The organism is Paenibacillus pinistramenti, assembly GCF_005869875.1.
Classification (GTDB): domain Bacteria; phylum Bacillota; class Bacilli; order Paenibacillales; family Paenibacillaceae; genus Fontibacillus; species Fontibacillus pinistramenti.
Genome location: NZ_VAWG01000003.1, coordinates 179,430 through 205,682 on the forward strand (window position 1 = coordinate 179,430; position 26,253 = coordinate 205,682).

27 protein-coding genes, 5 tRNA genes and 1 pseudogene are annotated in these 26,253 nt (G+C 50.9%); 6 read left to right on the forward strand and 27 right to left on the reverse strand.

Features of this window, described 5'->3' with window-relative positions:
- Positions 1-27 precede the first annotated feature (27 nt).
- The 14 genes from FCN15_RS06435 to FCN15_RS06500 all read right to left on the reverse strand — a co-directional run bounded on the left by FCN15_RS06435 (position 28) and on the right by FCN15_RS06500 (position 12,892).
- On the reverse strand, positions 28-1,800 hold the full coding sequence (locus FCN15_RS06435) for a DUF6382 domain-containing protein (RefSeq protein WP_138494180.1): 1,773 nt from the start codon (positions 1,798-1,800) through the stop codon (positions 28-30).
- A gap of 11 nt (positions 1,801-1,811) precedes the next feature.
- Positions 1,812-2,324: an A24 family peptidase gene (locus tag FCN15_RS06440; protein WP_138494181.1), complete on the reverse strand. Its 513-nt coding sequence runs from the start codon at positions 2,322-2,324 to the stop codon at positions 1,812-1,814.
- A gap of 45 nt (positions 2,325-2,369) precedes the next feature.
- A complete protein-coding gene (locus FCN15_RS06445) occupies positions 2,370-3,485 on the reverse strand; it encodes a pilus assembly protein (protein WP_238996538.1) in 1,116 nt (371 codons plus the stop codon).
- Positions 3,454-5,691, reverse strand: coding sequence for a TadE/TadG family type IV pilus assembly protein (locus FCN15_RS06450; RefSeq protein ID WP_138494182.1), 2,238 nt, complete (start codon positions 5,689-5,691; stop codon positions 3,454-3,456). Before FCN15_RS06450 ends, FCN15_RS06445 begins: the two co-directional genes overlap by 32 nt.
- A 97-nt stretch (positions 5,692-5,788) precedes the next feature.
- A complete protein-coding gene (locus FCN15_RS06455) occupies positions 5,789-6,451 on the reverse strand; it encodes a pilus assembly protein (protein ID WP_138494183.1) in 663 nt (220 codons plus the stop codon).
- The gene (locus FCN15_RS06460; RefSeq protein ID WP_138494184.1) at positions 6,451-6,645 is read right to left on the reverse strand and encodes a Flp1 family type IVb pilin; all 195 of its coding nucleotides are present in this window, start codon (positions 6,643-6,645) and stop codon (positions 6,451-6,453) included. The genes FCN15_RS06455 and FCN15_RS06460 overlap by 1 nt, the downstream gene beginning before the upstream one ends.
- A gap of 31 nt (positions 6,646-6,676) precedes the next feature.
- On the reverse strand, positions 6,677-7,549 hold the full coding sequence (locus FCN15_RS06465; protein ID WP_138494185.1) for a type II secretion system F family protein: 873 nt from the start codon (positions 7,547-7,549) through the stop codon (positions 6,677-6,679).
- Positions 7,550-7,560: 11 nt separating this feature from the next.
- Positions 7,561-8,391 (reverse strand): type II secretion system F family protein, encoded by an 831-nt coding sequence (locus FCN15_RS06470; protein ID WP_238996539.1) that lies wholly within the window; start codon positions 8,389-8,391, stop codon positions 7,561-7,563.
- Positions 8,366-9,649, reverse strand: coding sequence for a TadA family conjugal transfer-associated ATPase (locus FCN15_RS06475; protein ID WP_138494294.1), 1,284 nt, complete (start codon positions 9,647-9,649; stop codon positions 8,366-8,368). Before FCN15_RS06475 ends, FCN15_RS06470 begins: the two co-directional genes overlap by 26 nt.
- A complete protein-coding gene (locus FCN15_RS06480) occupies positions 9,642-10,808 on the reverse strand; it encodes a P-loop NTPase family protein (RefSeq protein ID WP_138494186.1) in 1,167 nt (388 codons plus the stop codon). The genes FCN15_RS06475 and FCN15_RS06480 overlap by 8 nt, the downstream gene beginning before the upstream one ends.
- 152 nt (positions 10,809-10,960) lie before the next feature.
- Complete coding sequence (locus FCN15_RS06485) at positions 10,961-11,428, reverse strand: thiol-disulfide oxidoreductase DCC family protein (protein WP_138494187.1); 468 nt, start codon at positions 11,426-11,428, stop codon at positions 10,961-10,963.
- A gap of 24 nt (positions 11,429-11,452) precedes the next feature.
- A complete protein-coding gene (locus FCN15_RS06490) occupies positions 11,453-11,857 on the reverse strand; it encodes a hypothetical protein (RefSeq protein WP_138494188.1) in 405 nt (134 codons plus the stop codon).
- A 154-nt stretch (positions 11,858-12,011) separates the two neighbouring features.
- A complete protein-coding gene (locus tag FCN15_RS06495; protein WP_138494189.1) occupies positions 12,012-12,293 on the reverse strand; it encodes a hypothetical protein in 282 nt (93 codons plus the stop codon).
- Positions 12,294-12,469: 176 nt separating this feature from the next.
- The gene (locus FCN15_RS06500) at positions 12,470-12,892 is read right to left on the reverse strand and encodes an organic hydroperoxide resistance protein (protein WP_138494190.1); all 423 of its coding nucleotides are present in this window, start codon (positions 12,890-12,892) and stop codon (positions 12,470-12,472) included.
- 306 nt (positions 12,893-13,198) lie between these two features.
- Here FCN15_RS06500 and FCN15_RS06505 point away from each other — a divergent pair, with 306 nt between their 5' ends.
- A complete protein-coding gene (locus tag FCN15_RS06505; protein WP_138494191.1) occupies positions 13,199-14,548 on the forward strand; it encodes an Nramp family divalent metal transporter in 1,350 nt (449 codons plus the stop codon).
- Positions 14,549-14,727: 179 nt separating this feature from the next.
- Here FCN15_RS06505 and FCN15_RS06510 read toward each other — a convergent pair.
- Positions 14,728-14,810, reverse strand: a tRNA-Leu gene (locus FCN15_RS06510).
- 94 nt (positions 14,811-14,904) lie between these two features.
- Positions 14,905-15,276, reverse strand: a complete 372-nt coding sequence (locus tag FCN15_RS06515; RefSeq protein ID WP_138494192.1) for a helix-turn-helix domain-containing protein — start codon at positions 15,274-15,276, stop codon at positions 14,905-14,907.
- A gap of 280 nt (positions 15,277-15,556) precedes the next feature.
- On the opposite strand from FCN15_RS06515, the gene FCN15_RS06520 reads away from it, so the two are divergent.
- Complete coding sequence (locus FCN15_RS06520) at positions 15,557-16,060, forward strand: hypothetical protein (RefSeq protein ID WP_162515302.1); 504 nt, start codon at positions 15,557-15,559, stop codon at positions 16,058-16,060.
- A 169-nt stretch (positions 16,061-16,229) separates the two neighbouring features.
- On the opposite strand, the gene FCN15_RS06525 is transcribed toward FCN15_RS06520, so the two are convergent.
- Both FCN15_RS06525 and FCN15_RS06530 read right to left on the reverse strand, forming a co-directional pair.
- Positions 16,230-16,312 (reverse strand) — tRNA-Leu (locus FCN15_RS06525).
- A 5-nt stretch (positions 16,313-16,317) separates the two neighbouring features.
- Positions 16,318-16,392: transfer RNA gene (locus FCN15_RS06530), tRNA-Glu, on the reverse strand.
- 229 nt (positions 16,393-16,621) lie between these two features.
- Between FCN15_RS06530 and FCN15_RS06535 the strand changes: the two are divergent.
- Both FCN15_RS06535 and FCN15_RS06540 read left to right on the forward strand, forming a co-directional pair.
- Positions 16,622-17,414, forward strand: a pseudogene (locus FCN15_RS06535) (DeoR/GlpR family DNA-binding transcription regulator).
- A complete protein-coding gene (locus FCN15_RS06540) occupies positions 17,414-18,280 on the forward strand; it encodes a Cof-type HAD-IIB family hydrolase (RefSeq protein WP_138494295.1) in 867 nt (288 codons plus the stop codon). The pseudogene FCN15_RS06535 and the gene FCN15_RS06540 overlap by 1 nt, the downstream one beginning before the upstream one ends.
- 111 nt (positions 18,281-18,391) lie before the next feature.
- Here FCN15_RS06540 and FCN15_RS06545 read toward each other — a convergent pair.
- From FCN15_RS06545 to FCN15_RS06560, 4 genes are all read right to left on the reverse strand, one after another.
- Positions 18,392-18,480, reverse strand: a tRNA-Ser gene (locus tag FCN15_RS06545).
- 9 nt (positions 18,481-18,489) lie between these two features.
- Positions 18,490-18,565, reverse strand: a tRNA-Asn gene (locus FCN15_RS06550).
- 47 nt (positions 18,566-18,612) lie between these two features.
- A complete protein-coding gene (locus FCN15_RS06555; RefSeq protein WP_138494194.1) occupies positions 18,613-18,837 on the reverse strand; it encodes a hypothetical protein in 225 nt (74 codons plus the stop codon).
- A 62-nt stretch (positions 18,838-18,899) separates the two neighbouring features.
- On the reverse strand, positions 18,900-19,376 hold the full coding sequence (locus FCN15_RS06560) for a SprT family protein (protein ID WP_138494195.1): 477 nt from the start codon (positions 19,374-19,376) through the stop codon (positions 18,900-18,902).
- A gap of 101 nt (positions 19,377-19,477) precedes the next feature.
- Between FCN15_RS06560 and FCN15_RS06565 the strand changes: the two genes are divergently transcribed.
- Both FCN15_RS06565 and cmpA read left to right on the forward strand, forming a co-directional pair.
- The gene (locus tag FCN15_RS06565) at positions 19,478-19,855 is read left to right on the forward strand and encodes a hydrolase/acyltransferase (protein WP_138494196.1); all 378 of its coding nucleotides are present in this window, start codon (positions 19,478-19,480) and stop codon (positions 19,853-19,855) included.
- A gap of 68 nt (positions 19,856-19,923) precedes the next feature.
- Positions 19,924-20,067: a cortex morphogenetic protein CmpA gene (cmpA, locus tag FCN15_RS06570; RefSeq protein WP_138494197.1), complete on the forward strand. Its 144-nt coding sequence runs from the start codon at positions 19,924-19,926 to the stop codon at positions 20,065-20,067.
- Positions 20,068-20,195: 128 nt separating this feature from the next.
- Here the strand turns inward: cmpA and FCN15_RS06575 are convergent, their stop codons facing one another.
- From FCN15_RS06575 to FCN15_RS06595, 5 genes are all read right to left on the reverse strand, one after another.
- Positions 20,196-22,439 carry a Tex family protein gene (locus tag FCN15_RS06575; RefSeq protein WP_275259476.1) on the reverse strand — a complete coding sequence of 748 codons (2,244 nt, stop codon included), beginning with the start codon at positions 22,437-22,439 and terminating at the stop codon, positions 20,196-20,198.
- A gap of 191 nt (positions 22,440-22,630) precedes the next feature.
- Positions 22,631-22,981, reverse strand: a complete 351-nt coding sequence (locus FCN15_RS06580) for a type II toxin-antitoxin system PemK/MazF family toxin (RefSeq protein ID WP_138494199.1) — start codon at positions 22,979-22,981, stop codon at positions 22,631-22,633.
- A gap of 3 nt (positions 22,982-22,984) precedes the next feature.
- The gene (locus FCN15_RS06585) at positions 22,985-23,266 is read right to left on the reverse strand and encodes a CopG family ribbon-helix-helix protein (protein WP_138494200.1); all 282 of its coding nucleotides are present in this window, start codon (positions 23,264-23,266) and stop codon (positions 22,985-22,987) included.
- Between the two features lie 285 nt (positions 23,267-23,551).
- Positions 23,552-24,736 carry an alanine racemase gene (alr, locus tag FCN15_RS06590; protein WP_138494201.1) on the reverse strand — a complete coding sequence of 395 codons (1,185 nt, stop codon included), beginning with the start codon at positions 24,734-24,736 and terminating at the stop codon, positions 23,552-23,554.
- A gap of 209 nt (positions 24,737-24,945) precedes the next feature.
- On the reverse strand, positions 24,946-26,028 hold the full coding sequence (locus FCN15_RS06595; protein WP_138494202.1) for an outer membrane lipoprotein-sorting protein: 1,083 nt from the start codon (positions 26,026-26,028) through the stop codon (positions 24,946-24,948).
- Positions 26,029-26,253 lie beyond the last annotated feature (225 nt).

Here is a 26,253-nt window from a genome sequence, read left to right on the forward strand (position 1 = left end):
TTCTGTCTGACACAAGCTTCATCTTCATTACATGGGACTGAGCGTGTAGCTCACCCCGGCAATGCGGAATTCATCACCCGGGAATAACGGATAATCCTTATAGGGCACCATGTTTTCGCCGTTTAGTATGGAGCCGTTTTTCGAGCCCAAATCTTTGATCCTCCAATTTTGCTCATTCACCATAATTTCAATATGCGCCCTGGAAGTCCCCGGACTGGATTCAATACATTGAGCAACCTCAGGGGTCCGGCCGATCACAAAGCTTCCAGGCGTAAGTTCTATTCTTTGAAGAGTTTGATTCCCTTTCTCTCTCCGTTCCAGCACCCCGAGCCGCCCGATTTGTGCATGTTCAGAAATCTGATCCCGGCTGAGCAGAACAGTAGCTTGCTGGGTTTGCGGCGCTTGATGAGTCGGCGGTGCCTGATGGACCTGAGGCGTTTGATGAATCTGCGGCGTTTCATGAATCTGCGGCGCTTGACGGCTCTGAGACGTTTGATGAATTTGACGAGTCTGCCGCTTGTCTGTTCCCAATAAATCTTCTAGAGACTGGCTTTGTCCTGCCTGCTTCTCTTCCTTCAGATAAGGAAATTGGGAGTCTGACGCCATTTGAGTACTATCTACATGTTTTATTTTTATAGGCGGAACTCCAAGCGTTTTAATCGCGTTGTCTGCTTCATTCGCTTCATTCGCTTCATCAGCTTCATCCGCATTATTCGCATAGGCTTTCGCCGTTCCTGACAAAGGTTTTCTTCTAAGTAGTACAACAGCCAAACCGATAACTGCCGCGGTAAGTACAGAAGCAAGAATTAATCGGCTCTGATCCGGTGCATCAAGATATACAAATTTCCATGACAGCGCCACGAGCAGCACTGCGGCCGAAACAATCACCGTGCGCCTGCTGGACGGCGTCTTTACCACCTCTTCAGCCTGCGGATCTAATTCACCTTCAGGAGAGAATTTATCCATTTGAGCCAAAGCTGGGTATCCATTTAGCCGGTCTGTCAGCGGGAATCCTTTTCCTTTTTGATCCGGCTCAATAAGATGCCTGAACGCTGGCGGCGCTGAGCCCTCGCTAAACGAGGCGGACGCGCGCTTCATTGACGCACGCTCCGTTGAGATACGCTCCGCTGAGGTACTCTCCGCTGATGCATGCTCCATTTTTAATACGCGGTTTGCCGTCAAGTGCTCCGGTCTTTCCCCTTCTGTCCCTTCCAGCAGCTGTAGGAGCAAGGACTTTAGATGTCCAAAGGTAAAAGCCTCCCGCTCCCGGCAAAGCTTCGTAATCTGCTGAACACCGGCTCCCTCAAAGCCGGTCACACTTGGAAGGAGCGACATCATTAAATTCAGAAATTTGGCAACCGGGTCGGACTGCTGTTCTATAACTTGCCCACTTGTTTGGCTGTTCTTCACCGGCAAATAAGTTAAATAAACCGTTCCGGAAGCGAGACTGCCGTCAATAAAAATATAAGCCTCCTCGAGCAGATATTGGGATGGCTGAAGCATATATTTGCTGCTGTCGGCTAGTGCGGAAGTAATTTGCAAAAGGAGCCCGTAGAATTCGGATTGGCTCATGCTTTCACTTTTCAAAACATGGGACAGCATCCGCTTGCCTGTAATTTCATAATGCAGCTTCACCTCAAAATCCACCTCCTGAATTCTAAGATCCAGAAGGTGAGGAATGCGGTTGGAAGCGAGCATGCTGCATTGATTTCGGTTCATATTGCTCGAATGGAGGCTTTCAGCCGTCAGCACCATATATGTACCGTTGTTATCTGTAAAATCTGTCTTAAGGGAATTCACCGCTTGACCTCCTACATATACAAATAAGCCAGAACAGTTCCCGGCAGCACAGCGACCATAAAGGGAAACCTGATCATATTCCGGCGGGAGTCCTTCAAAGGCCCGGTGCTGCGCAGAATTACAGCTCCATATACGCTGCGCCAGACTCCGGCAAATCTGCTGAAGATCTCACCCCGAAAGAGCAGAATTAGGAATCCAATTACTCCAGCAGCAAGCACCGAATACATAAGGCTTGAAAGTGTAAAAAAGATTCCCGTCCATACGCCGATTCCCCCGAACAGCTTCACGTCCCCGCCTCCGACTGCCCTGCAGCAATATAAGAGATACATTAATCCAAACCCTGCAGCAAAGCCCTTTAATCCGAACAGCAGCCCTTCCAATCCTCTTGCAGCAAGCTGATAGGCTATTCCCGTAATGATGAAAGCCATTGTAATTTTGTTGGGGATCTTCATTGTTTTGATATCCGTGTAAAAGGCGGCAGCCAAAAAAATCAGACAGCCGGCAAACGGCCAGATCATATTCATGACAATTCTCCCTTCTACGGCGTGTACGCCCTAGTTTTTCTGGTTTTATTTATTTGATTTATTCGGGCTCTCGACAGCAAACACCGCTTCTGTCCTGCCGCCTTCAGGCGTTTCAATGACAAAAGTCCAGGTTCCCGGAGTCGTATTCCCGCCAACAAGCCAAGTCCACTCCACAACCCCGTTCTCATCCGCAGCAGCCGTACCCAAATATTTGGCGGTACTCTTGCCGCTCTTGTAGTAGATGGTTAGATTGGCAGTACCCCCTGGGCTGATCTTGGCTTGGATAGAAGCTCTTCTGCCTGCAAATGCAGGGTTCGGCTTCTCCAGGACAAGCGGCTGAGCAGCTGTGCTCTCCCCATCTGATCCCATCCCTTCCTTAAGCTCGTTTGTGTCTCCAATCCAAAGACGTTCATAAGCTTTCGATTGAAGAAACAGCTTCTCTTGGGTAAAAGGGACATGGATCGGCAGTTCATAACTGATTTCAATCCCGAAATATGGCGTTTTTCCTGTCTTCAAATCCGGAACAACCACTTTAGAAACATGAGCCCTTTCCGGGTTTAAGCCCGATTCCTTGAGAAATGGTTCTAATATCGGTTTAATGAGGGGATCCAAAACCGCCTCTGCCGCTTCGGTTTGCAGCTGCTCAATCGGCACTTTCCCCTGCTCAGCCGCACTGACCAGCCAATCGGATAAAGGAGACGGAAGCTTTGTACTGAAGGAATCTGCAAAATCCTTTATAGACAGTAAAGACTCCCGGCCACCCGATGAATCGGCATCATTGCTGTTCACAGCTTCTCCGGCATTTCCGCTCTCCTTCTGCGTGGACTGAACCGCTAAATAAACCGGATATATATTGGCGGTTACCTGCTTCACTGCATTTTCCACAGCCGCCTGCATCCTGGTTGAGGTCAGCGTCATCTGCACCATATAGCTGAAGAAGAAAATAAAAATGATAAACAGCGGCAGGACCAGCGAGGCTTCAAGCACCATCCCCCCCTCGCCGGACTGCTTGAAGCCCTTCTTCTGTCGATGCTGCTCACGCCCGTACTCAGAAACGTACGTAAGCTCCTGATCCTGCTCCTGATCCTGCTCCTGTTCCTGCTCCTGTTCCTGCCCCGTTTCCGCCTTCTCAATAGGAATCCGCCGCATGTTTAACCGCAAAATAACTGCTCCCCTCTATCCCGCCTTGACCCGAATACACAGTATTCATGGCACTGGAAATTCCCGGGAGGAAAAGAAGGGGGATCGCTGTACGCGCTTCTCCTTCGGCATAGGTCGCCCTTTCCTCTGTTGAAATGCCCGTATTCAGACGGATCAGCGCCAGCATCCTGGAGAGTGCGGCATCGCTGCCTCCATGAACAAGCATGAACAGCCGCAGATAATCCTTATAGCTGAGCGAAACATCTATGTACTTGCTAAGCTTCACACTGCATGTGCGGACAAGCGTAAGCATGTCGGCCACAGCCTGCTCGGCTCCATACAGCAGGGCTGATGCCAATATCAGAAGGGGGTGCCCTTTGTTCGCATTGACGATAAAGCCTTCCATAGTACGAATGGCCAAACGCACCGCAAAAATCTCACCCATCGCAGCTGCTAAATTGCCTCCAGGGTTATGAAATCCATATAAAAGGTATTCCATCTCCTGCTGCTTTGGCCCAAATACGTCTGCATCCAATGCCGAATCTCCGCCTTCAAACAAAGACTTCAGCAGGGTTACATCAAACTCCTGAAAATAATCAGCCGCATATTCCGTCTCAAATCCAGCATCCGACATATGCTCCAGCATTGAGGACAGGCTTCCATACAGCTGATCCATCCCTTTCATGGACTTGTCACCCGTTTCGTAAATATCTTCCGTTTCATAATTATCTTCCGTTTCATAATTATCTTCTGTTTCACTATTCCGGGAATCGCCGTTATTCTGGGTTTCCTTATTAAAATCCAGATTATATTTGTAGTAATCTTCAAGTGTATTGAACAAGGCTTGCTGCTCGGTATAGCTGTCCTTAAGATCAGATAATTTTGAAATCAGGCTCCGCGCCTTCTTCAGCTGACCTTTGGCTGCCTCTTCCGCCGTTTTGACTTCCGCCTCATGCGCGCGCTGCTGCTTAATTTGAGCCTCTTCCCTAGTAAGGTCGCCCGAGACCTGGGTCACATAACGGTCAATGGCTGCTCCGGCTGCGGAAACGGATGCGGAGAATTCAGCCATCCCGGCAGTGCCGGCAGCGACTTGGCCTTTCAGGCCAATCAGTCCGGAAGTCTTGCTTTGCACTTTATCAAAAGCCTCCGCCTGATTGCGGACAAATCCGGTCAGCCCATCGAAGAAGCTTGCTTCGCGAAGCAAGGAACGAGTTTGCTCCCTTATCTGCTTGATTTCCCCTCCGCCTTCCGCCTGTGAGCGGTTTGCTCCGCCCGTATCCGGACTGCTGCCAACAGCATCATAGTCAGCACCGGCAGAACGCTGCTCGGCTTCCTGAATGACCTCTTCCATCTGCTGATTTAAAGCCTTTGCCTGCTTAATCCAGCGTTCGCTATCCGCCAGCAAATCCCGGTGCGTGGACTGGGATAGGGCAAGTTCCTTGTTTGCTTGTGAAAATATTCTGGATATCCCCGATCTGTATCGGAATAATTTAAGGGTGTACTTCTTATCTTCAGGCTCGCGTCCCCGGTCTTCTTCAAGCTTGCTTTGATATTCGCCGTATTGGGAAGCCGCATCCTCAAGCGTAGACATACTTTCGCCCAGCTCCATATTTCCGGATGAATCCCCCTCAGATTTAACGGATTTACTTAAAGTTCTCACCTCGCTTAACCCGTTCTTCTGGGCGTCATACACCTTATCGATCCACTTCTCTCTTTGATCATAAAGATTTTGAAGCTTCTTCAGTACATCCATTGTATTTGAAGCTTCTTTCATCACGTTTGAGGCCGGCTTCAGCTTATTAAGCAGATCCAGGACCAGATTGATTGGTGCTTTATACTTCATCTGCTCGCGGATTTGCTGTTTAAACACTGGATAGGTTCCCAATGGCCTTGACAGCGTTAAATCGGAAGAATCCAGCTTAGCTCCCATAAGGGTGAGCTTATCCCTCCGCTCAGAGTAACTAAAATCCTCCTGGAGCACTTTCGACATCACATAGGAGCTGTCAGTTGAACCTACGGCAAATAATCCATATTGCTCGAGCAATTCGAGATCATACGATGACAGAACAGATCGCACGGCTGCATGAAGCGCCGTCTCGCTTTGGGCTTGGAGAGCCGCCATTCTGCTGTAGTCGATAAACAAAGCAACAAAAGCAAACATAACCGCAAAGATCATCATTAGAAAAGCACTCACTGCCCCCTGCTCACGATCTGCCTTCCTGAACATTACTTCCTCCTCTCTGAGTCTACGATTCCAGGTTTTGCAAAACTGCGAGATTCCGATTCTCGCCCCCCGAAAAAAATCCCTTCGTCCCTCCAAATACTTACTTCGCAAATAATGTTAAAGCTTTCCCCGCTTCTGCCTGCCTGGAGGCGGAATTTCCTTCTCTGCGGAATTTTGCCGTGTAGTACCTGGCTAGTTCAACCGTACGGATGCCTTCGGCCGGCTCCACGATATACGATGAGGCGCGGCTTCTTACCCCCCACTCCCCGCCAAAGGCTTTGTTTAAGGGCGATAGGGGCAGCTCTCTGGCAAAATCGGCTTCAATCTTCCGCTTCAGCACATCATGCGAATAGACCAAACGGCCAGTAATGGAAGAGGGAACTTCACTCCCTGTGTTAGTCAGCTTCTTCAAAGCTAAAGAGGCTGTTCCTGCTGATTGATCTAAAGGCAGCCCGGCGGCTACCTTATTTTCCGAAGAGCCCCAGCCAAAAATAGATTGAAGCAGCGCATCATCCGTTAAGCGCCAGTATAATGAATCGTTCTTTCCTTCCTGATAAGCGCCTGTACGCGGATCTTTGCTGCTGTTGCTCCATGAGAAAGCTGCCCGCTCGGCAGCAATGGCTGCCGCCTGCCCGGATAATGCATTTTGATACAAATACAGGCAGAAGAACATCAGGATCAGCACCGTCAGGAAAACAGTTGGAAGCAGCAGGGAGGCCTCCAGCGTGAAGGCCCCCTCTTCCTTCCGGAGCAGGCTCTTCATTACTCGTTATCCATAAAATCGTCGGTTTTCGTCTTGGCTTTGCCGAGCAGGCTTTCAAGAATATCCTTCAGCTTGTCCCGGAAAATTATAGCCAGAATCACGATGACAGCGATGATCAAGATCATCTCAAGCATCCCAAGCCCCTCTTCATCCTCTCTGAGCAAATCAAATTTCTCTCTAATTGCAGTTAACATATAAACGCCTCCCTCTTTAGTGAAAAAAGTCTTAAAAGCTCATCATCACAAACGCCGGAGTCCCCACCAGCATTAAAACAACAACAAACAGCAGCAGCATGGGAAACAGGAGCTTTGACGAAGCCTGCTCCCCCCGGGTCCGGCTAACTGATTTCCGTTTCTCCCATAGAGAATGGGACAGCTCACGAAGCGCCAGTGTAAAATCACTTCCTCCTCTCCGGTAATTCAGCATTACAGCTGTGGAGAAGGAGGCTACCTCCTGAACCGCACACCTCCTGCTGAAGCTCTCCAAGGCCTGCGCAAAGGAATAGCCGCTGTCACATTCAGCAAGCATTCTTTCCAATTCTTGATAAAGCGGCTGCCCGGATCCTTTCTTCTGATTCATGCAATGCCGGAAAGCCTGCTGCACAATTTCTCCCGCTCCCACCAAGAGAATGATTTTGCTCAGCAGCTCAGGCAGCTCGATCAGCATCTCCTGCTCTCTTTGCTTCACTTTGCTCCGCAGGTCGCTGACTAAGGCCGCCGGGACCAGCACCGCCAGCAGAGCACCGATCACGATGCCTGTGCTGTCTCCTCCCATAAGAAAGGAAAGCAAACACCCTCCTGCCGCCAAAAAATAAAAATAAGACATCATTTCCGCTAGAAACAGCAGCGTCGCTTCTCCACCGGCCGTTTCTCCATATAACCGCCTCAGCAGACCGCCCAGCTTAAAGATCAAACCGGGAAACCGTTCGCCGGCCTTAATGAGCTGCAGACAATACAGCATCGGCGGTGCCGCCTGCTTGAGCTTTAACCCGTTCATCTGGACGGAGAGCAGCTTTCCGTATTTCCCTTTTACCTTTAGATAGAGTCCTCCCCAGAGCAATAGCATTACTGCACCAACCAAACCCCAGGCCGCAGCCAATACGCCACCTCCTATACCCGAATATTCATGATCTTCCGAGTGATCCAGCCGCAGAACCCGTAGAGCAGCAGTGCTGCTGCGGAAATCATTAATCCCGCTCCGCTGTACAGCGGGCTCATGTAATCCGGAGAGGAGAGATTCATAAAGGCCAGGAAACAGACCGGTGCGGCCAGGAGCAGATTGGACTCCAGCTTCTTCTGCGCAAGCAGGACGTTAATCTCCATACTGATCTCCATTTTCTCCCCAATTAAGGTTGAAGTCCGCCGGATCACCTCGACCAGATCCCCGCCTGTCCGTTTACAGACCGAAAATACATCCGCAAAGTTTGTAATGTCTTCATGGCCGGCACGCCTGCTCAAATCCTGCAGCGCTTCTTCAATGGGCTGGCCATATTCCAGCCTTGCACAAAGAATGCGAAGCTCGCGGATCATGTCTGTATTTCCGTCCGGATACAGAAACTGCAGGTCTTTCACCGCTTCGCGGAACCCGTTCTCAACCGAGCGGCCGGCTGCCAGCGAGCTGGATAAAGAATAAAGCATCTGCTTAAACTGAATGCCCAGCATATTACGCCGCCTGTCCAGCAGATAAGCACCCCACAACCTGGGGGCAAAACCAGCAGCGAGGCTGACCATCAGAGCCAGAACCCAATTATGGAAAAATAAATACCCTGCTCCCCAGAGCCCGATTCCGCAAACCGCCGTACTGGCGGCTTTCTGGATGAAGCTTAACGGATACTTGCTGTAATCCGGCAGCGCATTCCGCTCCGCAGCATTCTGCGCTGGGTTTGGTGCCGGTTTATTTATTCGTCTGAGACGGTCACTTAGAACTGCCACCATTTTCATCGGTTTGACTGCCACCCCGCTCCTCTTTCCCATATTGATCCAGGTGGTGAATACCGGCCATCAAAAGCTTGTCGGTATGCAGCAGCTTGTTCGCTGTGCGTACCAGCCTTCCGATCACTTTACCGTCCTGCTCTCCTTCCTCCCGGAACAGGTACAAAGGACGAAGCACAATTTCACCATCTTGAAATCCGGCTACTTCGGCTATTTCCGTTACCCGCCGTGTCCGGTCCCTCAGCCGGGACAAATGTACAAATATATCAATTGCTGATCCAATCTGCTTGCGAACCACGGATACCGGCAGCTCTGCTCCGCTCAAGACCATCGTCTCGAGCCGGCTGAGCATGTCTACCGTACTGTTAGCGTGGCCAGTTGATAACGAGCCGTCGTGCCCGGTATTCATCGCCTGCAGCATATCGAGTGCCTCCGCTCCGCGCACCTCCCCCACGACAATCCGGTTCGGCCTCATCCTGAGGGAAGATCGGATCAGGTCCCGGATTGTAATTTCTCCCCGCCCCTCTGTATTGGCATTGCGCGTCTCCAGGGAAACCAGGTTGGGGACGGTCACAATCTGAAGCTCGGCAGAGTCTTCAATGGTGATGATCCGCTCATCAGCCGGAATATATTGGGACAAGGCATTCAGGAAGGTTGTTTTGCCCGAGCCTGTTCCCCCACTGATAAACAAGTTGTATTTACTGCGGACCAGCTGCTGCAAGAATACGGCTGCATCCTCGGTCAAGCTGCCCAGCTGAACGAGGTCCTCCATGCTCATCGGCTTCTCCGGAAATTTCCGGATGGTCATCGTCGGGCCTTTAAGCGCAACAGGAGGCAGTACAATGTTGACACGCGAGCCGTCCTTCAATCTGGCGTCTACAATCGGCGATGATTCGTTAACGACCCTATTTACGCCGGATACAATGGTTTGAATAATATCCTCAAGCCTCTCCCTTGATTCGAACCGAAGCGGAGCCTGCTTGATCTGTCCATTCTGTTCGATAAAAATTTCGGTATGGCTGTTAATCATGATTTCTGTAACGCTTCTGTCATCCACCAGCGGCTGGAGGACATCCAGCCCGCGGAACGAATCGAACATCCTCCGGATCAGCTTCCGCTTCTCCGAAGCGGTGCAGCTTTCCATTTCTGCAGCCTGAAGCATACGGCGTTCTATGTAGCGGAGCAGCTCTCCATCGCTGAACGGTGCTGTCATATCAATCCCGGCGCGCAGCTCCCGTCTCAGCTCGGCCATGCGCTCCTCAGTCATGCCAAGGTGCACTGCCATAGTTCCCTCCGTGTTCTCCATTTCTAAGCAATCTGCATAATCTCAGCAGGTCACGCTGAAAGGCTGGAGCATCCGCCAGCACTCTGGCTTTAGACGAATGCCGCCAGTCCGGAATTTCCGGCAGTGTAATAGACGGAATTAGTTCCGGCCGCGGGGAAGGAAATAATGAAGTTCCCGAGAAACGGTTGAACACAAACTGGGTTTTGGCAAGCAGCCTGGAATAGGCTTCCGGATTGGACTTCTCGTAATATTCCATAGAAGCCGCCGTTCTCCACAATACCTCCTCATCATCCAGCAGCAGCCAGATCAAATAATCACACCGCTCCATTAAGCCCTCGGCCCGGCCATCCGGATGAGCATCACAAACCACAACTACAAAATCATAACTGCCGCTGGAGGCCACATAATCAATCAGCCTGACCGTTTCCGCTTTGTCCATTTCAATTAATTCCCGTAAATTAGCCGCCTGCCCAAACATGTCCCCCTGGACAAGCGGATGCCGGACAATATAACCCGATATAGGAACATCCGGCATTTGGCCATGCTCGGCAGCTGCTTCCAGCTCATACAGCAGTTCAGCCAGCCCGCGGCTGCCGGCCTGCCTGAAGGCAGAAGAAGAAGGCAGAGCAAACGTTTTGAGATTCAAATAGAAGCCTCTCTTGCCCCCGGATGCGAGCTGCTTCATAAGATGAAGTCCTACCGTGGTCTTCCCGGTGCCGCCAGCCGCTGAATAAATGCCAACAACCGGAACCTTCGGAATTTCGGCGCTTTGAAGCTGAAGGCTCCCTGGATGGCGCCTGCAGCCATGCTCCAGCAGATTCTCCAGCAGCTCCGGCAGCGGACGGAATTTGGACAGCACAGGAGCCTGAACCTCCTCCATGCCTGTATTGCTTAGACAAACCCAGGGAAGATCCAGCCCGGCAGCCTCCTTCTCCGGCCAGCCCTCAACAAATGCCGGCTCGGCGGCAGCAAAGTCGGGCTTAACTTCGGCTTGCGTCTCCAGCCAAAATCTCCGGAAGGCGTCCGGCCTGCTGAAGGCCGTGATCTGGACCTGGCGGCCATATTCACTGCCCCGGACGTATTCCAGGAAAGCTTCCACATAACTTTGATCCTCCACCGCCAGCACCATATGGATTTTCACTTCTGTTCCCTCCTTCCAGGAACGCAAAAAAAGCACCGCCAAAAACCGATAACCGGTTCTTGACGGTGCTTCCGTCCGTTCCTATTTATTTACAGTCAGAATATCATAGAGTCTCCTATTTGGCAAGCACTGGAATTAACTGAAATCCCTTATTACTGTTCATTCGACTGTTCATCCTTATGCCGCGCTTCAACTACAAATCTCTCAGCCAGCTCCGGTGTTGGAACCATACAGGCTTCATCTTTGCCAAACCAGCGGTACCGCCGCTTGGCAATAAGCCGGTATATACCGTCCCGCATAGGTCGGGGAATCAGCCGCATAACCCGCAGAAGGCTCCAGGGGAATTTCAGCCTTGCCGCGATCCGGAGCGCCGCATCGGACCGGATATAGTATTTTCCATGCTCAATAAGAACAACCGTATCAACCTCGGCTTCGCCATGTTCAGACTCAGGCACAGAAATCCCGTATTCACTCAGCAGCATTCTGCCCGTTTCAGACTGCAGAGAAGCGAACCGGAAATATCCCTTCGGGTCACGCCGGATAATGAACTTGGCAGCGCCTTGGCATAAATGACATACGCCGTCGATCAGCACAATCGGATGCTCGGCTGGTTTTTTCATCTCTTAGGCCTGTTCAATCCGAGACTAATCCTGGGAATACCGGTAATGCCGGTACAGCCGGACGGCCCCTTCAACAACCAAACCGAGTACGAACGCGCCCGCAATAACAATCAGGAAGGAGAAAAATGTCGCCAGATCCTCCCAGCCGGACAGTTCATGCTTTGTGTAGCGGAACATAGAATAGAAGCCGACGATCAGCCCGGCAGTCGTAATCAGCCACACCAGCTTGCCGCCAAACCAGCCGCAGATATGCAGCACACCAGATAAGGCCAGCGATAAGAGAGCAAAACGCCCGACCAGCCCCGCATCAAAAGGGTCTCCAAGCCGCACAAACCGGTAGAATGATAAGGCAATCGTTACAACCGCCGCATAGATCAGATACCAAAGAAACCACTGGTTACTTTTTGCGGGAGGCAAAAATTTCAACATCGCCATCTCCCCTGCTTTCTGAATTAATAAAGATATGGATAATGAAAAATCCCCTATACAGCAGACACAGTAACCAAGTTACTTCTCCGGTCTGCCGCATGGGGATTCGCTCGCGCTCCTGCGTCTGTCTCTATCTGGCTTTGTATACTTAAAGTTATTTGGCCGTAAGCTTCTCCAGCCATTGACCTTCTTCCATCTGACGGTTGATTTCGCCTGTATAGCTGTCCATGCATTTGCAAATAAAATCTTTGCGGCAAACCGGACAAGGCGTCTTCTGCAGTCGGCTGATGTTGGTCAGCTCCCATTCCGGAGTACGGTTATAGAACACACGGCATTCCGTTCCATCGACCATATGAACTATAAATTCGTACAGGCCGTCTTTCTCATTGCTGCTGGCCAAAATGACGTTATCTACGCTAGGTTTGTAAGAGGACATCTTTTCATCACCCGTTATATTTTATTTATATTGAAAATCCTTTCAAGCACTTAGACATATTAAAGAATTTTAATCCCAATGTCAACTTGTGCATCAGACAAGCCGGCCGGAAGCGCAAACAGAAACCCTCCGCCTTGGGGCGAAGGGCCGGGCAATGCTATTTTATTCAAAATGGTTCAATCCACCGCGTTCAGCTTCACAACGATATTCCCGCGTGTCGCTTTGGAATATGGACAGAACTCATGCGCTTTATGGAGCAGTTCCTGCGCCTGGCTCTTGTCCAGATTCGGAATTTTAACATCAAGCTGTACGGAAAGCTGAAAACCTCCGTCCGCCTCATCTTTGCCGATCGTCACCTGGCTGTTCACTTCCACGCCTTCCAGCTTCACCTTTTCCTTACGGGCTACATTGGCAAGCGCACTCTCAAAACAGGCCCCGTAACCAGCCGCAAACAGCTGCTCCGGATTTGTCCCTTCACCGCCTGCGCCGCCCAGTTCCTTAGGCATTGTAAGTTTATGCTTCAAATTACCGTCGGAGGATTCAATCGATCCTTCACGGCCGCCGAGAACTTTAACTTCAGCTGTATACAAAGCATCCATATCTGGTCACTCCTTCATTTTCTGCTTCCTTATAATATTAAACCTGTCCCTTCATTTGAATCTTGTGAATCTAGGCGCTTCATCCGCATGGACAAGCTCAGGCCTCTGAAAGTTAGGATGTCAAAAACCGTAAAATTGCATACATTAGGTTTACAGCAGCCTATATAAATAGGCTTCAGCCCGTTTTCTTCGCCAAATCAACAAATAAAGCGTTTGCGCCAAAAAGTTTCCCTAGACAAAAACTATTGTAGGAGTACAATGAATGATAACCAAACCATTTTGAAGTGAAAAGGGTGATCAAATTCCATGAGTAACACTTATGAAAATGAAAATCCTCCCTTGAAGGGATGGAAATCGGCACCCTCCAGTCCCTCTTTAGCTGAATCTCATCGTTCGATGCATATACCAAAATCCGGATCCTATTTGAAGAAATTTCTGGCCTTCGCCGGCCCGGGGTACCTTGTAGCCGTAGGGTACATGGACCCAGGCAACTGGGCAACCGATATTGAAGGCGGCTCAAGGTTCGGCTATTCGCTGCTCGCGGTCATTCTGCTGTCCAATTTGATGGCGGTCCTGCTTCAGCACCTGTCGGGCAAACTGGGAATTGTGACAGGCCGCGACCTTGCCCAGGCGTGCCGGGACCATTTTTCCAAACCGGTCTCCTATGCCCTGTGGGTCCTTTGCGAACTTGCCATCGCCGCCTGTGATCTTGCCGAAGTCATCGGCTCAGCCATTGCCTTAAATCTGCTGTTTGGCATTCCGCTGCTGTACGGGGTGTTAATTACAGCCGTCGATGTCCTGATCATCTTACTGCTGCAGAACAAAGGCTTCCGTTCTCTGGAAATTTTTGTGATTATCCTGATCCTGACGATCGGCATCTGCTTTGGCGTGGACTTGTTTCTGGCCAATCCGGATATGGGGAAGGTTCTGACGGGGTATGTTCCAAAGGCAGAGATCGTTACAAATCCCGCTATGCTCTACATTGCCGTAGGAATCCTGGGAGCAACCGTAATGCCGCATAATTTGTATCTTCATTCTTCCATCGTGCAGACGCGAAAATACGACCAGACCGAGCTCGGCAAACGGCAGGCGATCCGCTATATGACGTGGGATTCAACGATTGCCCTTACTTTTGCCCTGCTGATCAACTCGGCCATTCTGATAGTATCCGCAGCCACTTTCCATGTGAACGGCATGACCAGTGTGGCCGATATCGGGGATGCCTACCACCTGCTGACGCCAATTGTCGGCACGACGCTTGGCAGCATTGTTTTTGCAATCGCCCTGCTCGCTTCGGGACAGAACTCGACCCTTACCGGCACGCTTGCCGGACAGATCGTCATGGAGGGGTTCATCAACTTCCGCATGAAGCCCTGGCTGCGGCGGATGATTACCCGGCTGATCGCCATTATTCCGGCTGTAATCGTCACTGCGCTGTACGGTGAAGGCGGCATTCAGGATCTGCTGGTCTTCAGCCAGGTCATTCTATCTCTCCAGCTGCCTTTCGCCGTAGTTCCGCTGGTCAAATTCACCAGCAGCAAGACGAAGATGGGGCAGTTTGTAAATAAGCTCTGGATCTCCATTCTGGCCTGGTCCATTACCATTATTATCATCGCGCTGAACATCTTCCTGCTCGTTCAAACCTTTACAGGTTAACAGCGGGAATAACTGCAAACAGCAAGAAGGTCGTCTGAACTTGTTCAGGCGGCCTTTTATTTTTAAGGAAGATGACAAGCTTAAGGGTAAGCACAAAAAAGAGGTTTCTGCTTTAAACAGCAGCCAGAAAGACCAGCCAGCATGCTCCATGCAGAAACCTCTAAGTTCTAAAATATAAATGCGGTAGAGAGGACTCGAACCTCCACGGGTATACACCCACTACCCCCTCAAGATAGCGTGTCTGCCATTCCACCACTACCGCACATTTTGAAACGAACATTAATAATATACACCTATTCGCTTCAAAAGTAAAGAGAAATACAGCAAGGGATTTTGTGTTATTATTTCCCTTCTCCTTAAATCTCTTCTCCCTGCTCCCTGGCTTTCCTGTACCGGATAAAAGCAATGTATTCGCGGATAAAGGCCTTCTCTTCCTCGCTCAATGAAATCTCCTCGCCCGCTTCCTCCAGCACAGAGCAATATTGGCTGTAACTGCTCCCCTGCTCTTTCACGACAGGACTCTCTCCGCCCTTCCCCAGCATCAGCCAATCCAGGCTGACATCAAAGAAAACGGCGATTTCAATGAGCTTATTGGTGCTCGGCGTCGATTTGCCTCTCTTCCAGTCGCCAAGATTGCCTGTACTGATGCCGAGTTTTTCACAAAAGCTTTTTTTGGTCATTTTCTTCATTCGGATCAAGAGATCAATCCGCTCATAAATTGAATGCATGATGCCTGTCCTCCATTAAGCTGTAGCCTTAAATTACGCAACTAAGTTATTATTATTGTAAAAATACGCAACTTCGTATATAATAGAAGCTACGCAAGCCCCTGCTTGTAATATTTGCTATTTTTTCTAGCGCAAACAAGGAGCAAACAAAGTGAGAAACTTAAATCTGCAGTGGGCAAATGCTGTGCGATCCCTCAAATACGCCATAGTGTTCACAGATCTTGAGGGCTGTATCATTGATTATAATGAATGCTGGCAGCAACTTGGATTGCAAAATGATGTGAGTCCCGGATTTAATTGGCGCGGGGTCAATCTTATCCAGATTGCGGAGAGCAGAAGCCATAACGGCGACCGGCTCGCCCAATACTGTCTGTCTAAGCTGGATGATCTGCTTAACGGCATTGATTCCTTTGAGCCTATTCAATATGTGAACCACAGCTCGGCAGGAATTCAGTGGCTGCTCCTTGACTCCTCCCCGTTAAGAGATCCCAAGGGCTTGGTCCAGGGAATCCTCATCAGTGTTCACGATATTTCTTCGCTCCATACTGCAACAGCAGTCTCCATTAACCGGCTCTCCAGCTCCCCGATCAGCAGGCTGCTTCCTATGTGTGCGGTTTGCAAGAGAATCCGGGATAACCAGGAAGACTGGCATTCCCTTGAAAGCTACCTTAAGAATCATCTTCAGATCGAATTCACGCATGATATATGTACGGAATGTATCGGACAGCTGTATCCCCAATATGCCTCGCTTGTTGAACGTAAAAGAGGCACTCACGGACTGTAGTCTATCCTCCATCCCAAGTCATTCTTATTTTCTTACCCAGAATTCAATTGTAACATATTTTAAGTATTTTCAGAAAATCGCGAGGAATTTAATTTTGAACAGCCTCTCGAAAAAAACAAAAAGACGGCTCACAGGAATGTTTCCTATGAGCCGTCTTTCGTTCTTATTATGCGGTAGAGAGGACTCGAACCTCCACGAGCGTACGCCCACTACCCCCTCAAGATAGCGTGTCTGCCATTCCACCACTACCGCATATTTGGTGACCCGTAGGGGATTCGAACCCCTGTTACCTCCGTGAAAGGGAGGTGTCTTAACCCCTTGACCAACGGGCCTTACGATTTAGTCGCTTAAGTCGTCTTTCGCAGCGACAAGATTGAGTATATCAAAAATATAGGGAGTAGGCAACCATAATTTTAAATTTTTTTCCGAAAAATATTTCAATGAGAACTCTTCTGCACTCTTCTTTATGGAATGACTTATAATTACTTAAATGATGCACATATATTGCAATATTGATTACATTTACTTATAATCACTTATATAAACTTACGGAGGTAAGTCATGTACCAAGAAGAACGCATGCGCAGCATTGTTGATTATCTGCAGGCCCATAAACGGATAACTATTGAAGAGATCTGTTCCCTCTTTCAGGTGTCCAGAGATACCGCACGCCGGGATCTGGTCAAGCTGGAGGAGCAGCAGGCCATTATCCGCACCCGGGGAGGAGCGCTGCTTCCCGCAGCCCCCTACGAAATAATTAAGGATTATAACGAAAGACTGCTTGCGGTCTCTAAAGAGAAACAGCAGATCGGCCGGATCGCCGCCCAGCTGGTGCGCAGCGGAGAACGGGTTATCCTCGACTCTTCCACTACGGTCCAGGCCTGCGCGGAGATGTGGGTGGCAGCCGATACTCATGTCATTACCAACTCGATCAACCAAGCGGATGTGTTATCGTCCAAACCCGGCGTTTCCATCCACCTCCTGGGCGGACAGCTGCAGAAGGAGCACCGTTACGTATACGGGTCTTCGGTCACCGACACGCTGGCGCGGTATCAGGCTGACAAGGCTTTTATCGGGACTGGCGGTATTGAGGGGGGGCGGCTTGTTCGCCGTGTATGAAGAGGAAGGCAGAGTGAAGGAGCGGATGATGGAGCAGGCTTCCCAAGTCATTGTGCTCGCCGATCATTCCAAACTGGGCAAAAGAAATTATTACCGTTTTGGCAGCTGGTCAGACGTAGATCTTCTGATTACAGACGAATTGCCGGACGCAAAACTGCTGGAGGAGCTGCAACAGCATGGCGTGGAGGTTCTGACTCCAAGCGATTTCAGGAAAAAGGAGCTTGATGAAGAATGATTAAAATGATTGCGGTGGACTTAGACGGAACCCTGTTGAACTATGAAGGCAGAATCAGCCCCGAAAATGCGGCTGCCATCCGTGACGCGCAGAGCCAGGGGATTCTGGTTACGATTGCGACCGGGAGAGCTTATTATGATGTGCAGCAAATTTGCAGACAGGCAGACATCCTTACCCCAGTAATCGGCGCAAACGGAGCAACGATGCATGATCAAAGCGGCTCCTCTCTGCATTCCGTTCCGATGCCGCGGGACAAAGCCATGGAGGTGCTGGAGTGGCTGGAAGCGCAGGAATATTACTATGAAGTCATGACTGACCGCGCCATTTATTCGCCGCAGAACGGCCACGAGCTGATGACGATTGAAATGGACCGGGTGCTGAGCAGCCGAACGGATCTGTCCCTGCAAACCCTCCTTCATGCCGCAGAAAAACAATACGCCCAGCACGGGATACTCCGGATTCCCTCCTATCAGAACGTGCCGTTAGATGCCGAAATCTATAACATTCTGGCCTTTTCCTTTATGGAGCCAAAGCTCGAAGCAGGCCGCAGCCGCTTCCGCCAGGATGCTGAACTGACCTTGGTCGTCTCGGCGGATCATAATTTTGAAGTCGAGCATCCGGAGGCCTCCAAAGGCCAGGCTCTTGCCCGGATGGCAGAACTCCACGGCATCCCGCTTTCGGAAGTAATGGCTGTCGGCGACAGCTATAATGATCTCTCCATGCTGAAGATTGCCGGGCGAAGCGTCGCAATGGGCAACGCGCATCAGCAGATCAAGGACGCCTGCGGCGAGGTGACGCTGAGCAATCAGGAGAATGGAGTCGCCCATGCGATCCGTCAGGTGCTGGAAAGCTCCCTGCAGGTTTAGCCTTCCTCGATACGTCTGGGAGAACCCCCGGTTGAGAATGCTGAAATACTGAATATTTGCAAAAAAATAAGAGCCGAAGCGAAGGCTTCAGCTCTTATTCTAATTCATCTACGGAGAGAGAGGGATTCGAACCCTCGCACCACTTACGCAGTCTAACCCCTTAGCAGAGGGTCCCCTTATAGCCACTTGGGTATCTCTCCAAATAAAAATGGCTCCCCGAACAGGACTCGAACCTGTGACAACTCGATTAACAGTCGAGTGCTCTACCAACTGAGCTATCAGGGAACGTTATCAGTGACATAAATGAATGTACCATATTAGCGAAGTCAATGTCAAGACAGATTTAAGCAAAATGATAAAGAAAAAGAACCTTCTCTTGTTCCCTCCAAGATCAGGTTCTTGTGTTTGCGGCTTTGATGCTGCAAAGCCTCTTGTTTGGTTTTGGTCATTCGCGTTCTGAGATCAGCGGCGGCAAAAAGGCTCCTTGCTTCAGCCGGATTGAATTTACCTTCCCGCACGCGTTTGTCGCGGATTTTTCGGGCGGTCGATTTAGCCATATCGGTGTGCCTCCTTAAGATTTAGTAAAGTAAACGGGGTGAACCCCTGTTTATTATATCATTCATTTGGCTTCAGGCTGCAAGGGAAATAACTTCAGCTTTCCCGCACATTTACCGCAGCGGTATCTTTTGACGTCCACTTTCTTCTTGCGGGGGTATTTCTGTCCGCAGCTTTGGCAGACCAGCTCATAGCGGTAAGGCAGGTGACGCCGGCTCTGGGCGCCGGGCAGGCTTTGGCAGAAGCGGCTGCCGTCGACCTTTTTCAAGAGGGATTTAAAATCAGCGTCCCGGTGCTGGTAACCGCGTCCGAGCAAGTGCAAATGATAATGGCAGAGCTCGTGTTTGATAATCTTCTCGGTCTCCGCTGTGCCGTAATGCTCAAGCTGCTTCGGGTTAATCTCGATATTATGGCTCTTCATAAAATACCGGCCGCCTGTCGAACGGAGCCTGGAATTAAAGGTTGCCCTGTGGGTGAAGGCTCTGCCGAACGAGCGCAAAGAAATGGCTTCAACCCAGACCTGAAGCTCCTGATCTGTCATTCCTGTGTCCCTCCCCTCTGCCGTCAGGTTGTACTTGAATTTTAACTTCCCCTTAGGCTACACTGTCAAGTAGTAATGAACACCGGAGGGAGATTACCGCAATGCCTATCATGCGTTATTGTATTCTGCAGCAGGAAACCGAACTTATATTTGTAGAAATGCCAGCGGATTATGCCTATCAGCTCAGCGCCCTGAATCTGCGCCTTAATAAAGAAGTGGATAAACTGACTGCGGACAATGTTCCCGTTCTGCCCATAGCTGTAGCGGAATGTGACAGCCTGGACCTGTTGAGGGAATCTGATGAAATAGTCAGCGGGCTGGATTACATCAACCGGCTGGAGAAATCCTTCTCGGCTGTTAATGAAAGCAGCTATCCTTTGATCTCCCTGCTGACTGAAATCCGCGCCCTGCAGGCACAGTTAGAGCAGTGGTACGAAGAGGAAGCGGAAGCGGAAGCAGAAGCAGAGGCCCTGCAGTAAAAAGCGCACACATTCAGCCCGATCTCCATATAGATAATCCTACCAGGATTACGGAGGAGGCGAATATCTTGCCGAAGTGGCTGTGCAACCAAATGAGAAATGCTTTCTATAAGAAAGACCGGCGCCAGGTCAAGCTGCTCAACGACTGCTGGTTCTTCTATCATAACCGCATGTCTGAGCCCGGGACTTCCGAAGAGGTCCATGCCGAATAACAGACAGCCGGCGTTTGTCTACAGCACAAGAATCCGTGCAATAACCAATAAGCCGCAGGCCCGCTGCTTCTAGCAGTTGGAACCTGCGGCTTTGTTAATGCCTTTGTATAATGATTAGCTTCTAATTATTAGCTGCGGCCTGCGGAAGCGGCTTCGCTGCTGCCCGGAGGGCGCATCGTCAACCCGACACGGCCTTTCTTCTCGTCTACGTTCAGCACCCACACCGTCACATTGTCGCCGACAGATACAACGTCCATCGGATGCTTGACATAGCCGCTGCTGAGCTGGGAGATATGGACCAGCCCGTCATTTTTGACGCCGATGTCTACAAAAGCACCAAAGTCAATGACATTGCGGACTGTACCCTGCAGCTCCATGCCCGGCACGAGATCTTCCAGCTTGAGCACGTCCTTGCGGAAGATCGGCGGCGGCAGCTCCTCGCGCGGATCCCGGCCAGGACGGACTAGGCTGTCCATAATGTCCCGCAGCGTAGGTGCGCCGACGCCCAGCTTCGACGCCAGCTCCTCGGGATTGACCGCAGCAAGCCGGTCAGCCAGCTCTTTCGTGCCGAGCTGATCCATGGTTAGCCCAAGCTCAGCGAACAAACGGTTCACCACGTCATAAGATTCCGGGTGAATCGGCGTATAATCCAGCGGGTTCTCCCCGCCCGCAATCCGCATGAAGCCTACGCACTGCTCGAACGTTTTGGCACCGAGCCGCGGCACCTTCTGGAGCATTTTGCGGCTTGTGAATTTGCCGTTCTCTTCCCGGAATTTCACGATATTTTTGGCAATTGTCGCGTTGACGCCCGATACATAAGACAGCAGCGCCGAAGAAGCCGTGTTCACATCCACGCCGACATGGTTAACCGCAGACTCGACAACCACCTTCAGGCTCTCGTCCAGATGCTTCTGTGAAACGTCATGCTGGTATTGGCCGACGCCGATCGCCTTCGGCTCGATCTTCACCAACTCTGCCAGCGGATCCTGCAGCCGGCGGGCGATCGAAGCCGCGCTGCGCTCGGCGACGTCAAGATCCGGGAACTCCTCCTGCGCCAGCTTGGAGGCGGAATAGACACTCGCGCCCGCCTCGTTGACGATCAGGTAGGCCAGCTCCTCCTGATTCTTGCGCTCGGCAATGACTTCCGCAACGAACTGCTCCGTTTCGCGTGAAGCCGTGCCGTTGCCGATGCAAATCAGGTTGATGCCGTACCGGTCAATCAGCTCGTGGAACTTGGCGGCGGCTTCTTTCTTCTTGTTGTTCGGCGGAGTCGGATAAGTAACGGCCACCTCCAGCAGCTTGCCGGTATCGTCTACCACGGCAAGCTTGCAGCCTGTCCGGTAAGCCGGATCGACGCCGAGTACGGTTTTGCCCTTTACCGGCGGCTGCAGCAGCAGGCTGCGCAGGTTCGCGGAGAAGATGGAGATCGCCTGCGCTTCGGCCTTCTCGGTCAGCTCGCCGCGCAGCTCGCGCTCTATCGACGGCGCAATCAGCCGTTTGTAGGCATCTTCAATTACAGTCTGCAGCAGGGCTGCGGTGACTGAAGCTCCTTTTATAACCTGTTTCGACATAAAAGTGTGGACAGGCTCGGGCGGAACCTCCAGACCGATCTTCAGTACGCCCTCGCGTTCGCCGCGGTTGATGGCGAGAATCCGGTGCGGCGGCATCTTTTTCGCCAATTCGCGGTAGTTGTAATACATTTCGTACACGGATTCCTGCTCGGTGTCCTTCGCTTCGGATACAATAAGAGCATGATCCATCGTATAGCGGCGGACCCATACGCGGATCTTAGCATCATCAGCCAGCTGCTCGGCGATAATGTCCATTGCGCCCTGCAGAGCCTCTTCGGCTGAAGCAACCCCTTTGTCTTCGCTGATATAAGCAGCGGCTTCTGCGGCAGGGTCTCCTTTAGCAGGCTGGGACAGCAGCCACTGCGCAAGCGGCTCCAGCCCTTTCTCCTTCGCCACACTGGCCCGTGTCTTCCGTTTCTGACGGTATGGACGGTAAAGATCCTCTACTTCCTGCAGCTTTACCGCCTGACGGATGGATTCCGCCAGTTCTTTCGTCAGCTTGCCCTGCTCGTCGATAATCCGGATAACCTCGCGTTTGCGCTCGGCAAGGCCGCGCAGATATGTATTGCGCTCCTCAATCCCGCGCAGCTGGTTCTCGTCGAGCTCTCCCGTCATCTCTTTGCGGTAACGGGCGATAAACGGAATGGTATTGCCTTCATCCAGCAGCGAAATTGTAGTACGCACCTGTTTGGGCGAGAGATTCAGCTCTTTCGCAACCTGGCGGACAATCTGCTCCTGCTCTTCGGCTTTCTGCTGCTCAGATACCTCTTCAGCTTGGATATTTATATCTTGTTCTGTCAATGGATGATTCCCTCTCTTCTTAACTTTCCTATTCGCGTTCCTTAACATTCCTGTCTATTATCGCAAAATTTCAGGCAAAATTCCATGCAGCGTTCCACAATCTGCATTCTTTCAGAGCGCTGGACAGCAAAAGGCGCCCGCCTGCCGGCCGAGCGCCCCCTTACAATATAATCTGCATATGCTTGCTATACTTAGAAATCAATCAAACCTAAACTGATGAGAAGAGAATCGTCAACCTTCTTCATCGTTTCCTCGTCCAGATGCGTAATCTTGTCCGTCAGACGCTGTTTGTCGATCGTTCGGATCTGCTCCAGCAAAATAACGGAATCACGGTCAAAGCCGTGAGCTGCCGCATCAATTTCCACATGGGTCGGCAATTTCGCCTTCTGTATCTGGGCCGTAATCGCCGCCACAATCGCAGTCGGACTGAATCGGTTCCCGATATCATTCTGGATGATCAGCACCGGTCTGACCCCGCCCTGCTCGGAACCCACCACAGGAGAGAGATCTGCAAAAAATACGTCACCGCGCTTTACAATCAATGTCTACACCCCGCTAACCAGGCGGTCAAGGGTGCTGTCTGCATCTTCCTCCGCGTGAAACGCCTCAGCAGCCATGGTCAAATTAATTTTGGCCATTTCCATGTATCCGCGCTGCATTGAATCCCGAATAAACCGCTTCTTGCGTTCGTTCAAATACAGCTTCATGGCCTGTCTGATTAGCTCACTGCGATTGGAATTCTCCAGCCGGGCAATTCCATCCACTTCCTGCAGAAGATGATCCGGTAAACTGATCATAATTCTCTTGGTGCTCTGCACATTTGCCAACTGTTTCCACCCCCACAAAACCTTTCAAACCCTTCCCTTAAAAACAGTATTTCGCTCATTAAGGAAATATATACAAAGGAATATATGCTTCCCGTATATCAAGTATGCTGCATTCATTATAAACTAGAACCTATTTGGCGTATATAGCTCAAGCCTTATTTCAAGATTTTAGTTATATACTTACCGCGCCAAAAGGCCCGGCGGCAGCACTCTCAGCCCTGCATGCTGTCTTCCCTGATATATTCGGGGTACTGCATTCAAATTCCTTCAAGATTCGATAAAAGTTTAAGAGTGGAACAGCGGATTGACGACTTCATCCCGGCGCCCGGATTTTTTGTACACTCTAGGCACCCGGCGGGCAATCATGCAAATCACTTCATAGTGGATCGTTCCCAGCCAGGAGGCCAGCTCATCCGCGGAGATCTCCCCGCCCTGCTGCCGGCCGATCAGTACAGCTTCCTCGCCGACTTGAATTTGTTCCTCGTTGTCCTCGAAGCTTTGCAGAGATACCATACACTGGTCCATACAGATTGTTCCGACCACTGGCACGCGGCGTCCACGGATCAGGACATGTGCTTTACCGCCGAGCATCCGGGAATATCCGTCGGCATAACCGACCGGCAGTGTGCCGATCACCTCATATCCGTCCGTTTCGTACTTCTTCCCGTAGCTGATTCCCCAATGGGGCGGCAGTTGTTTAACATAAGACAATCTGGTTTTGAGCGAGAGTACCGGAGTCAGTTTCACGTTCTGGCGGTGCACTTCTTCTGATGGATAAAGCCCGTAAATGGCTATGCCGATACGTACCATATCGCAGGAAAGCTCCGGCAGATCGATCGCTGTGGCGCTGTTGCCCGTATGTATGATCGGGATCTCAATATGGCGTTCCTTCAGCGCGTCCGTCACGGCCCGAAACCGTCTGTATTGCTCAAGTGTATAGGATTTATCTTCTTCATCTGCAGTGGAAAAATGAGTAAATATGCCTTCGACCTCAATACCCGGAACAGACACGGCTCGTTGGACAAACTCAGGCGCTTCATCAGGAAGCAGGCCGATTCGTCCCATCCCCGTATCCACTTTGATATGCACTTTAAGCCTGCCTCCGGAAGCCGATGGTTCCAGCAGCCGGGCCGCCTCCAGTACTTCCTCATCACACAGGCAAAGTGTAATATGTTGCTCCAATGCGGTCTGAATGCCTTCCGGCGGCGTATAGCCTAATACCAGGATCGGCATTGCAACCCCTGCTGCCCGCAGTTCAAGCGCCTCGTCCAGAAACGCGACACTTAAATAGTCCGCTCCCAAACGTTCCATTTCCTTTGCAATGTAAATGGCACCATGTCCATAAGCATTAGCTTTTACGCAGACCAGCAGTTTCATCCCTTCCGGCAGCGCCTGCCTGAAAGAAAGGTAGTTGGATTCCAGAGCATCCAGATCGATTTCGGCAACTGTCGGTCGATAGTTCACTTGCACTAAGGTCACCTTCTTTAACAATGTCAGCCCAAGAAGCCATAAATCCATCCTAATGTCCTGTTCGCCCACTGTCAAATGAAGAGGTCCCCTTATTTCCAGGTTCCGCAAAGCTCGGACTGAGGAGGTTATCCGCTTAATCAACAAGACAAGGCGGATGGCCGGACGGTTTGGTTTTGCAGCCAAATACGCCTTTGATCCGCCTTGCTTTATTATTTACCCGTTTGATCCTGCATAGAAGCGGCGATTTTGACCATCTCATTGACCGGCAAATCCGCGCTTGTAATTTGGAAATCAAGCCCGTCCTGCGTCCAGGTCAGCGTCTGCAGATCGTCGCCGGACAGCTGGCCGAAGGTAAAGCCCATGTCAATCATATCCCCTTTCTGCAGGGAAACTGCACGGTCCAGAGAACGGGATTCGAGGATCGTGTACTGATACTCGCCGTCATATTGAACCATTACCGAGCTTCTGTCGCTGCCTACCGGCTGGGTTGCTTTCTCTTCTACTCCGTCCGGAGAGTAAGTCGGCAGAATGATGCCAAAGTCCTCGTTGAGAGCCGGCACGCTTGCCGCATTGCCGCTGTCTGCAGTCTGGGTGTCCGCAGTCTTCTCAACCAGCTGGCCGTTCTCATCCACCTCAAGCATGGTGCCCTGGGATCCGGCTGCAGTGTTCAGATTCTCCTGCATGTCAAAGTCCTTCTTGTCAAATTTCTTGCCGAATTCAAACTGGTCAAATTTCACCTCTACAACGACCTGTGCCGAGGAATCGGATACCTGAACCTGCTGCGGTTTATAGCCGTCCTTGCTCAGCCAGATCTTCTGGCGGACAAGCGACTGGGTGTTGTAGTTGGCGGCCACTTCAAACACATAGCTGTCCTTGTCATCCACAAACTGGCGGGTGTTGTCCGACAAAATGCTGCGCACCAGAGTCTGGTACAGATAAACCTGTCCCTGGTTGTCCGGCCAGTCGCTTTGGAACCGGAAGCTTTTGTTCAGACTTGGCGTCAGCACGTAGACCCCTTGATCGTTGCGGAGCACGATTTGCGTAATATCCTTTTGAGCGTTGGTCAAGGCGATCCGGTAATAAGACGGATTCATGTACCATACCTGTACTTTGTACATTTGAGGCGTTTCTCCGGTATGTAACGTCATTACCCCCGACCCTTCATAGCTGTCCAGCTTACCTACCACCTCGTTCAGATCTTTGACAATGCCTGCCTCATCTTTCTTCCCGCATCCGGCCAGTACAATGGAAAAGCACATCACGATGGCTAGCACCCACGTGATCCGACGCATGTAATCATCCCCTTTGGCACAATGTTTTACCAATCTGATAACATGTCTATGTGGGTACTTGGCCAATTATGCAGACTAGCATGACAAGCACTTCGTTTCGCGGCGGAAGCTATGAGGCTGGAAGATATAGGGTGGAAGACAAACGGGCGGACTAGTATTAGAAAAAGAAAAAGAGCACCCCGGCCGGACAAATCCGCCGCGCAAGTGCTCCCAGGTTAAAAGTAT

What these genes read in the sequence shown, in the direction of transcription:
- FCN15_RS06440 (WP_138494181.1), bottom strand. Translation starts at nt 2,324, where the DNA reads ATGAATATGATCTGGCCGTTTGCCGGCTGTCTGATTTTTTTGGCTGCC.
- FCN15_RS06450 (WP_138494182.1), bottom strand. Translation starts at nt 5,691, where the DNA reads ATGTTCAGGAAGGCAGATCGTGAGCAGGGGGCAGTGAGTGCTTTTCTA.
- FCN15_RS06455 (WP_138494183.1), bottom strand. Translation starts at nt 6,451, where the DNA reads ATGAAGAGCCTGCTCCGGAAGGAAGAGGGGGCCTTCACGCTGGAGGCC.
- FCN15_RS06460 (WP_138494184.1), bottom strand. Translation starts at nt 6,645, where the DNA reads ATGTTAACTGCAATTAGAGAGAAATTTGATTTGCTCAGAGAGGATGAA.
- FCN15_RS06470 (WP_238996539.1), bottom strand. Translation starts at nt 8,391, where the DNA reads ATGAAAATGGTGGCAGTTCTAAGTGACCGTCTCAGACGAATAAATAAA.
- FCN15_RS06475 (WP_138494294.1), bottom strand. Translation starts at nt 9,649, where the DNA reads ATGACTGAGGAGCGCATGGCCGAGCTGAGACGGGAGCTGCGCGCCGGG.
- FCN15_RS06485 (WP_138494187.1), bottom strand. Translation starts at nt 11,428, where the DNA reads ATGAAAAAACCAGCCGAGCATCCGATTGTGCTGATCGACGGCGTATGT.
- FCN15_RS06490 (WP_138494188.1), bottom strand. Translation starts at nt 11,857, where the DNA reads ATGTTGAAATTTTTGCCTCCCGCAAAAAGTAACCAGTGGTTTCTTTGG.
- FCN15_RS06495 (WP_138494189.1), bottom strand. Translation starts at nt 12,293, where the DNA reads ATGTCCTCTTACAAACCTAGCGTAGATAACGTCATTTTGGCCAGCAGC.
- FCN15_RS06500 (WP_138494190.1), bottom strand. Translation starts at nt 12,892, where the DNA reads ATGGATGCTTTGTATACAGCTGAAGTTAAAGTTCTCGGCGGCCGTGAA.
- FCN15_RS06505 (WP_138494191.1), top strand. Translation starts at nt 13,199, where the DNA reads ATGAGTAACACTTATGAAAATGAAAATCCTCCCTTGAAGGGATGGAAA.
- FCN15_RS06515 (WP_138494192.1), bottom strand. Translation starts at nt 15,276, where the DNA reads ATGCATTCAATTTATGAGCGGATTGATCTCTTGATCCGAATGAAGAAA.
- FCN15_RS06555 (WP_138494194.1), bottom strand. Translation starts at nt 18,837, where the DNA reads ATGGCTAAATCGACCGCCCGAAAAATCCGCGACAAACGCGTGCGGGAA.
- FCN15_RS06560 (WP_138494195.1), bottom strand. Translation starts at nt 19,376, where the DNA reads ATGACAGATCAGGAGCTTCAGGTCTGGGTTGAAGCCATTTCTTTGCGC.
- FCN15_RS06565 (WP_138494196.1), top strand. Translation starts at nt 19,478, where the DNA reads ATGCCTATCATGCGTTATTGTATTCTGCAGCAGGAAACCGAACTTATA.
- FCN15_RS06595 (WP_138494202.1), bottom strand. Translation starts at nt 26,028, where the DNA reads ATGCGTCGGATCACGTGGGTGCTAGCCATCGTGATGTGCTTTTCCATT.